12 protein-coding genes are annotated in these 10,897 nt (G+C 69.1%); 3 read left to right on the top strand and 9 right to left on the bottom strand.

What is annotated here, in order from left to right:
• Positions 1–196: hypothetical protein (locus KHO18_RS27305; protein WP_211944236.1), on the top strand; the 196-nt coding region annotated here is incomplete at its 5' end.
• Between the two features lie 24 nt (positions 197–220).
• Here KHO18_RS27305 and KHO18_RS27300 read toward each other — a convergent pair.
• The 3 genes from KHO18_RS27300 to KHO18_RS27290 form a co-directional block, all read right to left on the bottom strand.
• Positions 221–1,024, bottom strand: a complete 804-nt coding sequence (locus tag KHO18_RS27300; protein WP_144195026.1) for a putative hydro-lyase — start codon at positions 1,022–1,024, stop codon at positions 221–223.
• Between the two features lie 105 nt (positions 1,025–1,129).
• Positions 1,130–2,095 carry a LysR family transcriptional regulator gene (locus tag KHO18_RS27295; protein WP_144195024.1) on the bottom strand — a complete coding sequence of 322 codons (966 nt, stop codon included), beginning with the start codon at positions 2,093–2,095 and terminating at the stop codon, positions 1,130–1,132.
• Between the two features lie 49 nt (positions 2,096–2,144).
• On the bottom strand, positions 2,145–2,738 hold the full coding sequence (locus KHO18_RS27290) for an SRPBCC family protein (protein ID WP_144195022.1): 594 nt from the start codon (positions 2,736–2,738) through the stop codon (positions 2,145–2,147).
• A 391-nt stretch (positions 2,739–3,129) separates the two neighbouring features.
• Here KHO18_RS27290 and KHO18_RS27285 point away from each other — a divergent pair, with 391 nt between their 5' ends.
• Positions 3,130–4,443 carry an MFS transporter gene (locus KHO18_RS27285; protein WP_186296726.1) on the top strand — a complete coding sequence of 438 codons (1,314 nt, stop codon included), beginning with the start codon at positions 3,130–3,132 and terminating at the stop codon, positions 4,441–4,443.
• A gap of 362 nt (positions 4,444–4,805) precedes the next feature.
• Positions 4,806–5,813: a helix-turn-helix transcriptional regulator gene (locus KHO18_RS27280; RefSeq protein ID WP_144195020.1), complete on the top strand. Its 1,008-nt coding sequence runs from the start codon at positions 4,806–4,808 to the stop codon at positions 5,811–5,813.
• Positions 5,814–5,845: 32 nt separating this feature from the next.
• Here the strand turns inward: KHO18_RS27280 and KHO18_RS27275 are convergent, their stop codons facing one another.
• The 6 genes from KHO18_RS27275 to KHO18_RS27250 all read right to left on the bottom strand — a co-directional run.
• A complete protein-coding gene (locus KHO18_RS27275) occupies positions 5,846–6,886 on the bottom strand; it encodes an EscU/YscU/HrcU family type III secretion system export apparatus switch protein (protein WP_144195018.1) in 1,041 nt (346 codons plus the stop codon).
• Entirely contained in the window at positions 6,883–7,728 is an 846-nt protein-coding gene (gene sctT, locus KHO18_RS27270) for a type III secretion system export apparatus subunit SctT (protein WP_211944235.1), read from the bottom strand. Before sctT ends, KHO18_RS27275 begins: the two co-directional genes overlap by 4 nt.
• Before the next feature lie 3 nt (positions 7,729–7,731).
• Positions 7,732–8,244 (bottom strand): flagellar FliJ family protein, encoded by a 513-nt coding sequence (locus tag KHO18_RS27265; RefSeq protein WP_211944234.1) that lies wholly within the window; start codon positions 8,242–8,244, stop codon positions 7,732–7,734.
• Positions 8,241–9,602 (bottom strand): FliI/YscN family ATPase, encoded by a 1,362-nt coding sequence (locus tag KHO18_RS27260; protein WP_144195012.1) that lies wholly within the window; start codon positions 9,600–9,602, stop codon positions 8,241–8,243. The genes KHO18_RS27265 and KHO18_RS27260 overlap by 4 nt, the downstream gene beginning before the upstream one ends.
• An 11-nt stretch (positions 9,603–9,613) precedes the next feature.
• The gene (locus KHO18_RS27255) at positions 9,614–10,222 is read right to left on the bottom strand and encodes a type III secretion protein (protein ID WP_092297535.1); all 609 of its coding nucleotides are present in this window, start codon (positions 10,220–10,222) and stop codon (positions 9,614–9,616) included.
• A partial coding sequence (locus KHO18_RS27250; RefSeq protein WP_211944233.1) for a type III secretion system protein SctK occupies positions 10,204–10,897 on the bottom strand: 694 nt, incomplete at its 5' end. The genes KHO18_RS27250 and KHO18_RS27255, both read right to left, overlap by 19 nt.

Raw genomic sequence — 10,897 nt, 5'->3', positions numbered from 1 at the left:
GGGCGCGCTCGGCGGCCTCGGCGGCGGCACGGGCGGCGGCCGCTGCGGCGGCCCGGATCGCATCCATGAAATCCAGCATGTCGCTTGTCTCCACGTGGATGCCGGCAAGCCACGCGGGGCGCGGCGGCCGGCAGGTCAGACGGTGCCGCAGATTTTGCGCGCGCAGGCACGCGCGCGACACTATGAGAACTCGTAGGGCTGACTGGAGCAGCCCTGGGCGCTACAGCCGGTTGTTGTCGAGATCGGTCACCAGCATGCAGCCCGGCGCGTGCGTGATGCAGATTTCCGGGCGCGCCTCGCGGATCACGGCCTGCGGGGTGACGCCGCAGGCCCAGAACACCGGGATCTCGTGGGCGTCCAGCGGCACGGCATCGCCATAGTCGGGGGATTCGATGTCCTCGATGCCGATCAGCGACGGGTCGCCGATATGCACCGGCGCCCCGTGCACGTCCGGGTAGCGCGCGGTGATCTCGGTGGCCAGAATCGCGTCGGCGGCAGACAACGGGCGCATGGACACCACCAGCTTGCCGGAGAGCCGCCCGGCCGGCCGGGTCTCGATATCGGTGCGGAACATCGCCACGTTGCGGCCCAGGTTGATGTGCTTGAGCGGCACGTTGGCGGCCAGCAGCGCATGCTCGAACGAGAACGAGCAACCGATGGCGAAGGCCACGAAGTCGTCACGCCACAACTCGGCGATGCTGGCGGTCTCGTGGTACTCGGTGCCGTGGCGATAGACGCGGTACATCGGCACATCGGTGCGGATATCGACATCCACGCCCAGGTTCCGGAAGACCGGGTCGCCCGGATCGGTCACGTCGATCACCGGGCAGGACTTGCGGTTCAGCGCGCAGAACTGGAGGAAGTCATAGGCCCAGTCGCGCGTCAGGATCACGATATTGGCCTGCACGTAGCCCCGCGCCAGGCCGCTGGTGTGGCCACGGTAGCGGCCCTCGCGAATGATGCGGCGCAATGCGGCGGGGTCGTCGGGCAGGATCGAGGCGGCGTGCTGGAGAGGCTGGTTCATGGCTGCGGCGTGGGAATCGGGTGAAGTCGAAACCGATTCTGGTGGCCGGCGCCGCATCGCGTCCAACAAATCTTTCGGGTGGCGCGCGATAAAGAAATCCGATGACTACGAGCCTGCGTGGGAGGTTTCGGGCAGGCTGGCGGCCAGCACCGGCGAGACCGCCATGGCCATGTCGTCGCCCACTTCGAGGCAGAAATCGGCCACCACCTGCGTGGCAATCTCAACGATCGACTCGTTGACTTCCAGCCCCGCGCCGATGCGCCACGAGGCCACGATGTCCAGCGCCGGCGGGTGGTTGTCCACCTGCACCACGGCCAGCGTGCCGTCGGCCAGCGCCTGCCGCACCAGCGCCGGTGGCACCGCGCCAATGCCGAAGCCATCGCCAATCAGCCGCGTCATGGCCGCCACCGAGTTGACGCAGTTGATGCGCGGCGAGGTCACGCCGTTCAGGTGGAACAGGCTCAGGATGTCCTGGTGCGGCCGGGAATTCTTGACGAAGGTAATCACGCGCTCGGCGCCCAGCGCCTCCAGCGAGGGGTACGGGCGGTCATAGGCGCTGCCCTTCGCCACGATCCAGCGGATGGGGTAGCGCGCCAGCTCGATGTTGCGGACGGTCTCCAGCCGCAGCAGGTCGGTCTGGAAGATCACGTCGAGGTAGCCCTTCTGCAGTTGGTCACAGAGGTTGAGCGCGGCATCGGCAGTCAGCTCGATCTCAAGCTGCGGATAGGCCTGCATGGCGCGCTTGACTACGGTGGAGAGCCAGGTATGGATGACCGAGTCCATCGCGCCGATGCGCACCCGCCCCGCGATGGTGCGCGAGCGGTCCAGCGATTGGCGCAGATGGTGCATCGTGTTCACCATCTTCTCGGCGTACTCCAGCACGCGCTGGCCCTCGGGCGTCAGCGTCACGCCGCGCGAATCGCGCAGGAACAGCTTCACGCCGAGGTCTTCCTCCAGCACGGCAATGCGGCTGGAAATGGACGCCTGCGTGCTGAACAGCTTTTCGGCGGTCAGCCGGAAGCTGCGCAGACGCGCGACCCAGACGAAGGTTTCGAGGAAACGCAGGTTCATGGCGCGTGGGGCAAGCAGGATTCGTGCGCGCGATGGAGGCCGGGCGCCATCAATCGCCCCCCAAACGCTCTGCCGCCGGGGAGACTGCCACAGGGGCTGCCTCTGCTCTCGCCGCCTCGCTTGCTGCATCCTTCGCCGCTTCCAGCGCCACCTCCTCCGCACGCGCCTTCAGGTTTCCCAGCGCAGCCTGCATCGAATCGCCAAGCGCCTGCGGATACTCCGACCCCGCGCCATCGGGCAGCGCGAAGGGGTCCAGCCACACCTGCCACGTCAGGATCGTGGTGCCGGCATCGAGCCCCGGCTTGGCCTGCAGGCGCCCGCGCGTATGGCCGGAGAGCTTGCGGTAGCTGTAGGCGTAGGGCCCCTTGTCGGTCAGGATGTCCACGGCCGGCAGCCCGCCCGCCTTGTAGACCATGCGCCGGACCGTGCCGGGCGCGCCACTGCCGAGCACTACGTCGCAACGTTTGAATTCGCCGTCCCATTTCGCCAGTGCGCAGTAGCCGCCGGCCTGCTGCCACACCAGGTCGGCGTCGGCGTTGATCGCCACCGAGCGCTCCACGGGCACCAGTTGGGCGTGCGCGGCACCGGCAGCGCCAAGCAGCAGGACCACGAGCAGGGATCGAAGCGAATGGTTGGGGAGCATGGAAGATTCGGATTGGGCGTGCAATGAGATTGCCGCAAGCCTACCGGCGACGTGCGCGCGCGACCACTACCGAGCACTCGTAGGAAACCCTCGCCTACGGATCTCCGTAGGAAGTGACGCGGCTGGCGCGCCGTATGCTTACGCCTTCCCCCGCGAAAGTGGGGCATCGGCACGATCAGGGAAAACCCCGAACCGCAGCGCGGGCGCTCCGCCGCAATCCCCCGAGTTAGCTGCCTTTCAGCACAGGCTTCAATTTTTCTTATCGGCCCTCGCCCGAAAAACTAGTTGGACGCGAGGGAGGCGCGGTTTCAAGAATGCATGACAAGAACAAGAAGAACCCATCGGCAAAGCCCAGGCAAGAGACCACGACAAGACCACGAAGAGGAAAGGCATGGAATCGCAGATCGGCCGTATCGACACCCCCACGCAAGCTGACACCACCCCGCACGCCGAGCCATCGCGCGGCTTCTTTTCCTGGTATCGCGACATTACCCCCAACGAGCGCCGCACCTTCTGGAGCTGCAAGGTGGGCTACGCGCTGGACGCCATGGACACGCAGTTCCTGAGCTTCGTGATCCCCACGCTGATCGCTACCTGGGGCATCTCCCGCGCGGACGCCGGCTTCATCGGCACCGCCACGCTGCTGACCTCCGCCGCCGGCGGCTGGGTGGCCGGCATCCTGTCGGACCGCATCGGGCGCGTGCGCACGCTGCAGCTGACCATCCTCTGGTTCGCCTTCTTCACCTTCCTGTGCGGACTGGCGCAGAACTATGAGCAACTGCTGATTGCCCGCGCGCTGATGGGCTTCGGCTTCGGCGGCGAATGGACGGCCGGCGCCGTGCTGATTGGCGAGGCGATCCGCGCGCGGGACCGCGGCAAGGCCGTGGGCATGGTGCAGGCGGGCTGGGCCATCGGCTGGGGGCTCTCCGCCCTGCTCTACGCGCTGGTGTTCTCGCTGCTGCCGGCCGAAACCGCATGGCGCGCGCTGTTCCTGATCGGCCTGCTGCCGGCCGTGTTCGTGATTGTGCTGCGCCGCATGGTCAAGGAGCCCGAGGTCTACACCGAGCACAAGGCCCGGGAGGCCCGGCAGGACCAGGAGCGCGCCTCCTTCGCCGAGATTTTTTCCCCGAAGCTGCTCTCCGTCACGCTGCGCGCCGCGCTGCTGACCACCGGCGCCCAGGGCGGCTACTACGCCATCACCACCTGGCTGCCCACCTTCCTGAAGACCGAGCGCGGCCTGACCGTGCTCGGCACGGGCGGCTACCTGGCGATGGTGATCGTCGGCTCCTATATCGGCTACGTGACCAGTGCCTACCTGACCGACCGCATCGGCCGCAAGCGCAACTTCATCCTGTTCGCCATCGGTTCGATGGCCATCGCGCTGGCCTACACGCACATCCCGGTCAACGACACGGTGATGCTGCTGCTGGGCTTCCCGCTCGGCTTCTTCGCCTCGGGCATCTTCGCCGGCATGGGGGCGTTCCTGACCGAGCTGTTCCCCACGCGGGTGCGCGGCTCCGGCCAGGGCTTCTGCTACAACGTGGGCCGGGCCATCGGCGCGTTCTTCCCGTTCCTGATCGGGCAGGTGAGCCAGCAGATGACGCTGGGCCACGCCATCGGCATCTTTGCCGCGGCGGCCTACGGCGTGCTGATCCTGGCGGCGCTGACGCTGCCCGAGACGCGCGGCAAGCAGCTGGAGGCCTGAGATGCAAGACGCGGCGCACAAAACCATGGCCCGGACAGGGAAAGTGGCGATGACACCACGGCGCTTGCGGCATCGGTGCCGTCTGGCGTACGCTTGCACCCACGCCACGCCCGCCGCCCAGAATCATAAGATCGAACGGCCGCGCAGCGTTCACCATCAGGTCCAAACGGGCTCCATACGGGCCGCGCCTTCATGGCCCGCACCCAGCCAGCACCACACTAGAACACCAGAACACCAAAACATCGACAGCGCGGGCCCATGAGCCCGCGCAGCAAGGTGCAGCAACGGTTTCCGACGGGATCCGGGTCAGCAGCATGTTGGAGCCAGACGGCTCGGCAGGCAGGCATACGCACGGAGGCCTTATGACCAGAGCAGTAGAAGTTGTATCCGGCATGGACGCGGGGGCGTCCGCACTGGATACCGCAAGCACGCTGCGCGCGCGCCGCGCGGCGCCCGCCATGGCAAGCCCCACCAGCCCGGCCATGGCGCACCACGGCATCCGCTTCTATGGCGAACGCCAGATCGTGCCGGTACGCGCGCGGCCCCGCCAGGGCGGCTCGCCGGGGCTGGTCTCGGCGCTGGCCGGCGAAGGCACGTACGAGGGCCGCAGCACGGTCATGCAGGCCGCGATCCACGCGATCGGCTTCGACTACCTCGGCTACGGCACCGCCGCCAACGTGGGCGGGCACATCCAGCCGCGCACGTTCTTCGACACCTATACGGCCCCCGGCTGGCGCGACCGCTATTTCCGCGAGCGCTATTTCGAGATCGACCCGCGCAATCCGCAGCCCGGCATGTTTGGCCTGCCGATGGTGTGGGACGCCGACGACCTCGAACACACCCCGCCCGGCGGCATTCCGCCGCTACGCCTGCGCCGTTTCCTGGACGACCTGCGCGATGCCGGCATCCGCAGCGGGGTCTTCCTGAACCTGCCGATGCCGGGCACCAGCGACATCGTCATCATCAGCTTCATGTCGGGCATCGAGAGCCGCCGCTGGATTGGCGACACGGTGCTGGGGCAGGCGCTGACCGTGGGCCTGGGCCTGCATGAGTTCCTGACCTGCCATGCCGAGATCCCCACGGCGGGCCGGCCCAAGGAGGGCTTGTCGGACGTGCAGCGCGACATCCTCGCCTGCCTGGCGCAGGGCCTCTCCGACAAGGAGATCGCGCGCCGCATGGATATGTCAATCTTCAACGTGGATTACCACATGCGCCGCCTGCGCAGCCACTTCGGCGTGCGCAACCGCGTGCAGCTCGCGGCCGCCGCCACGCTGCTGCGCCCCGCCGCGCCGTTGCCGGGGCATCCGGCCACTGGTGACGCCGCGCCGGCCATCATCACCGATCATCGCGCCGCCGCGCTGGCGGGCTGAGGGCGCCCGGGACCTGCGCCTCCCGAGCCCCCCTACTCCTCGCCCGTGGCCCAGCGCATGAGGTCTGCGACGCGCGTATAAAGCGCGCGATCGATCGGACGGTCCAGCGGCACGCTCATATAGAGCCGCTGCGCGAGGTCGGAATCGAACGCCGAGGGAATCAGGTAATCGGCCGCCGCCTGCCGGATGCGCGCGGCCACGTGGCCGCCGCCCTTGGCCAGCACGCGCGGCAGCGTGCCCGGGCCGTCGTAGCGCAGCGCCACCGCGTATTGCGTGGAGTACACCACCGCCGTAGAGACGCGCACGCGCTCGCCCACCCCGAAGAACGCCGCCTCGAAGAAGGCCGCGCGGCGCCGCCCGGCCATGATCGGGTCGCCCTGCGTGTCCTTGTGCTCGCGCCGGTACTCCTCCACGCTCATGCGCTGCTGCTTCATGAACTGGTAGCGCTCGTGCACGTAGTCCACCACGGCCATGATCAGGTAGATCAGCGCGGCCCAGCAGCACATGCGCAGCAGGATGTAGGCCACCAGTACCAGGATTTCAGCCGGCCGGGCGTGGCCCGAGCGCACGCCGTCCTCGATGGCGCCGAGCGCGAGGATATAGACCAGCCCGCCCAGCAAGGCGATCTTGAGCACGATCTTGGCGAGGTTGACCAGGTTCTTCACGGCGAACATCCGTTTCAAACCTTCGGCGGGATTCAGCCGCGCCATGTTCGGCTTGATCTGCTCGAATGCCACCAGGGGCCCCACCTGCACGAAGGCGCCGAGGATGCCGCACACCAGCGCCACGGCCGCCACCGGCAGCACGCCCATCAGCAGGAAACGTGCGCTGGCCTCGCCAAGCACCAGCATCTGCTGATCCTGCAGATGCTGCGGCACGGCGCCCATCGCGCTATGCCAGAGCGCCTGAAACAGCCGTATGAAGTAGCGGCCCAGCACCCACAGCACGGCCAGCACGCCGAGGAACACCACCGAGGACGTCACGTCCGTGCTGCGCGGCACCTCGCCGCGCTTGCGCGCCTCGTCCAGCTTGCGGCGTGTGGCCTCGAGGTTCTTCTCGCCGTCCTGGCTCATGGGCCGCCTCCTCCTGCCGCGCCTCCTGCGCCTCCCACTGCGCCCATGCCCTTGCGCAGCAGGTCGATCAGGGTATTGTCGGGCCGCAGGAAGCCCTGCAGCGTGTCCACCATCACCGCCAGCATCAGCACCAGCATCAGGAACGCCACGGTAATCTTCACCGGCTGGGCGAACTGGAATACGTCGAACTGCGGCACGAAGCGCGCGATCAGCGCGAAGCCCAGCTCCACGATCACGAGCAGCAGCAGGATCGGCGCGGCCAGCTTCACCACCCACGAGAACAGCGTGCCCGCGTACGCGCCGGCAAAGCCGATCGACGACAGCGACAGCTCAGGCCCGAACGACACCACCGGCCAGAACGCGAACGATTCGATGATCACCCCCGTCATGGCGAAAAAGCCGCCGAACGAGGCAAACAGCGCGATGCCGAGGTGGGATAGCAGGTTCTCCATCGGCCCGTCTTCCTGCTGGGTCACTGGGTCGAAGAAGGTGGCGTTGCCGGAGCCGGTCTGGAAGTCGATCAGCTCGCCCACCATCTGCAGCGCCACGAAGAACAGGCCGAAGGCCATGCCCAGCAGCAGGCCGATGAACGCCTCCTTGAAGATCAGCAGCAGCCACAGGCCGTTGGCGATATGGTCCAGGTCCACCCGCGCGCCGGGCGAGACGAACAGCGCGATGGCCAGCACGATGCCGTTGCGCGCCACGCCGGGCACGGCCTGCTGCGACAGGAACGGCAGCACGGTGAACGCCGTGAGCAGGCGCGGCATGACCAGCACGATGGGCATGACCACCTCGCGCCCCCAATGAAACAGCCATGTCGGATCGATCGTCGAGCCCTGCATGCGCTACGCCGCCCCGTCCGCATGACCCGCGTGATCGGCGCGATGCCAGCCTCGCACAGCGGCCTCATCCACCGCCTCGTCGTCGCGGCGCTCCAGCCCCGCGCGGGCGTCGGCGCGGGCCCGTGCCACCAGTTCGCGCGCGCCCACCAGCCGCCCATGGGCGCGCAGCAGCGCCTGGCGGCTTTCCTCGAATACGGTGCGGCGCCGTTGCACCTCGTCCAGCGCCTCTGCCAGCCGCGTGTTGGCGCGCGCGATGCGGGCGTCGAAGGCGGCCTGCCAGCCCTGCGCGTCGAGCAGCCCGGACACCGACACCCCGCCCTGCGTAGCGCCATCGCGCAGGCGCGCGATGAACGCGGCGCGCTCGGTCAGCGCGCCATTGACGGCCTGCTGGGCGGTTTCGGCATCGCGCAGTCCTTCCATCACCCAGGCACGGTGCTGCTGCATCACGCGCGTGGCGTCCTCGTGGCGACGCTGGCGCACCGATTCCAGCTGGGCGAGTCGCGGATCATGGCTCATGGTTTCGCTTCCTGCCGGATGGCCTGCGCCAACTTGGCGAGCGCGCCGGCAAAGGTGTCGAGCCGGATCGCCGGCTGGGTCAGGTAGGCGCGGATCGCGCCGATGGCGCCCACCGCCACGTCGGCCACGGCATCGGCGCCGGGCCGGTATTCGCCGATTTGCAGCAGCAGCTCCATGTCCTGGAACTTGGCCAGCAGCTGGCGCAGGCGCAGCGCGTCCTGCTGATGCGGGCCGGCCGCCACCTGCGGCATCACGCGGCTGACCGACTGCAGGATGTCGATGGGCGGATACTGGCCCGCGCTGGCGAGCTTGCGCGACAGCACGATATGGCCGTCGAGGATCGAGCGGACCTCCTCCGCAATCGGGTCGCTGTCGTCCTCGCCTTCGGTCAGCACCGTATACGCCGCGGTAATCGACCCCTGCACGCCGGTGCCGGCACGCTCCAGCAGTTGCGGCAGCATCGAGAACACCGAAGGCGGATAGCTGCGCCGCGTGGGCGGTTCGCCGCCGGCCAGCCCGATCTCGCGCTGCGCGCGGGCCAGCCGCGTCAGGGAGTCCACCAGCAGCAGCACGCGCTTGCCCTGGTCGCGGAAGTGCTCGGCAATGGCGGTGGCGGTGTAGGCGCAGCGCACGCGCTCCATCGGCGAACGGTCCGACGTGGACACCACCAGCACCGTGCGCGCCATGCCCTCCGGCCCCAGGCTGTACTCGATGAACTCGCGCACCTCCCGGCCCCGCTCGCCCACCAGCGCCACCACATTCACCTCGGCCGCCGAACCCCGCGCCAGCATGCCGAGCAGCGTGCTCTTGCCCACGCCCGGCGGCGCGAAGATGCCCACGCGCTGGCCTTCACCCAGCGTCAGCAGGCCGTCGATGGCGCGCACACCGGTGGCCAGCGGCTCGCGGATCAGGCGCCGCGTGAGCGGATCGGGCGGCTCGTTGTCGATGGGCACGCGCGTCACGCCGACCAGCGGGCCGCGGGCGTCGATCGGCTCGCCCAGCGCATCCAGCACGCGGCCAAGCAGCGCGGCGCCGGCCGGGCATTGCGGCCCGTGCATCGCCGGCACTACCTCGGTCAGCGCGGAAATGCCGGTGGTGCGCCCCAGCGGCGTCAGCACCGCCGTCTGCTGCATGAAGCCGACCACCTCCGCCAGCAAGGGCGCCTCGCCGGGCGTGACCAGGTGGCAGATCTCGCCGACATGCGCCTGGATGCCGGTGGCGTGGATCAGCATGCCCACGGCCTTGCTGACGCGGCCACGCATCGCCACCGGCGTGAAATGGTCGAAGGCGCGGCCCAGGTCGGCGGCGGCATGCTGGAGCGCGGCCTGGATGTCGGCGGCGGGCAGTTCGGTCGCCATGATCGTCTCCGTCAGCTGGCCTGGAGGCGCCGCGCGAACGCCTCCAGCTGGGCCTGCAGGCCCACTTCCATCGTGCCGGACGGGGTCAGGATGCGGCAGGCATCGGCCTCCAGGCTCCCTTCCACCACCACGTTGGCGCGGCGCGGCCAGTCGAGCGTCTCGGCTAGCTGGTCGAGCAGCCCGCGCACGGTCTGCTCGCGTCCGAGCGGAATCTGGATGGTAATGAACGGCTCGGCACGCACCAGCGCCTCCACGCGCTGCAACGCCACCTCGAGGATGATGTCCGGGTCCAGCTCGCCCGCAATCTGCTGCACGGCTTTCATGACGATCTCGGCCATGGTGCGGCGCATGCCGGTCAGCTGCCGCTCGGCCTCGGCCGCCGCGCTGACCTGAGCCGCCGCGTGGTCGGCCTGCGCGCGGGCCCAGCCGTCGCGGTAGCCATGCTGGCGCCGCTGCTCGGCCTCGCGCTGGGCCTCGGTGCTGATGTGCAGCGCCTCGCGCCGGGCGGACTCGATGACCTCGGCGGCATCCATCAGCGCCGCGTACTCGGCCTCCTTGAGCACCTTGCGCTCGGACAGCAGCTGCAGGTTCTCGCTCGTGATCAGAAAAGCCAGTGCCATGCCGGGAACCGTTCGGGAATCAGGTTGAGCAGCAGCAGTTCGCGCAACTGCGCGGCCTGCGCGCGGGTCAGCGCCACGGGCGGCAGGGCCGCCAGCCGGCGCGGGAACTTGCGCATCAGCGCCTGCCGCAGCGGGGCGCCGTAGCCCGCCATCAGGCCGCACAGCAGCCGGTAGCCGCGCTCGGCCATCACGCGGCCCGCGCCGGATGGGCGCGCGCGCAGCGGGGCGAGGTTCATCGGCAGCTCGCTGAGGTCCGGCACGCGCTTGAGCAGGAAGGCTACGGCCTGCGCGTCGATACGCCGGGCCACGCGGCGCATGGCGCGCGGCAACTGGCCGATCAGCGAGCCGGCAATCGATTCGATATTGGCGAGCGGCGCCGGCACGATGCGGCGCTCGCTGGCAAAGCCGGGCTTGTGCACGGCCAGCCCCACCCAGAGCGCCAGCAGGCGCAAGGCGGGGCGGTCCATCAGGACGATGCGGGGGAGCACATCGGCGCGGACGTCGCCCTCACCGGTCAGCGCGCGCACGAGGGTGTCCCGGGCCACGGCATCGGCAGCGAGACCCAACGGTGCGGCCAGCACGTCCGCCGCCGCGTCACCAAAGCGCGCGGGCCGGCGCCACGCGAGCGGCCAGTCGGCAGGCAGCCAGCTCGGATGCAGCTGCGCCAGCGGCTGT

Source organism: Cupriavidus campinensis (assembly GCF_905397395.1).
Classification (GTDB): Bacteria; Pseudomonadota; Gammaproteobacteria; order Burkholderiales; family Burkholderiaceae; genus Cupriavidus; species Cupriavidus campinensis.
Note: the sequence above shows the minus strand (reverse complement) of the source record. Positions and strands in the feature narration are given on the sequence as shown.

What these genes read in the sequence shown, in the direction of transcription:
- KHO18_RS27300 (WP_144195026.1), bottom strand. Translation starts at nt 1,024, where the DNA reads ATGAACCAGCCTCTCCAGCACGCCGCCTCGATCCTGCCCGACGACCCC.
- KHO18_RS27295 (WP_144195024.1), bottom strand. Translation starts at nt 2,095, where the DNA reads ATGAACCTGCGTTTCCTCGAAACCTTCGTCTGGGTCGCGCGTCTGCGC.
- KHO18_RS27290 (WP_144195022.1), bottom strand. Translation starts at nt 2,738, where the DNA reads ATGCTCCCCAACCATTCGCTTCGATCCCTGCTCGTGGTCCTGCTGCTT.
- KHO18_RS27285 (WP_186296726.1), top strand. Translation starts at nt 3,130, where the DNA reads ATGGAATCGCAGATCGGCCGTATCGACACCCCCACGCAAGCTGACACC.
- KHO18_RS27280 (WP_144195020.1), top strand. Translation starts at nt 4,806, where the DNA reads ATGACCAGAGCAGTAGAAGTTGTATCCGGCATGGACGCGGGGGCGTCC.
- KHO18_RS27275 (WP_144195018.1), bottom strand. Translation starts at nt 6,886, where the DNA reads ATGAGCCAGGACGGCGAGAAGAACCTCGAGGCCACACGCCGCAAGCTG.
- sctT (WP_211944235.1), bottom strand. Translation starts at nt 7,728, where the DNA reads ATGCAGGGCTCGACGATCGATCCGACATGGCTGTTTCATTGGGGGCGC.
- KHO18_RS27265 (WP_211944234.1), bottom strand. Translation starts at nt 8,244, where the DNA reads ATGAGCCATGATCCGCGACTCGCCCAGCTGGAATCGGTGCGCCAGCGT.
- KHO18_RS27260 (WP_144195012.1), bottom strand. Translation starts at nt 9,602, where the DNA reads ATGGCGACCGAACTGCCCGCCGCCGACATCCAGGCCGCGCTCCAGCAT.
- KHO18_RS27255 (WP_092297535.1), bottom strand. Translation starts at nt 10,222, where the DNA reads ATGGCACTGGCTTTTCTGATCACGAGCGAGAACCTGCAGCTGCTGTCC.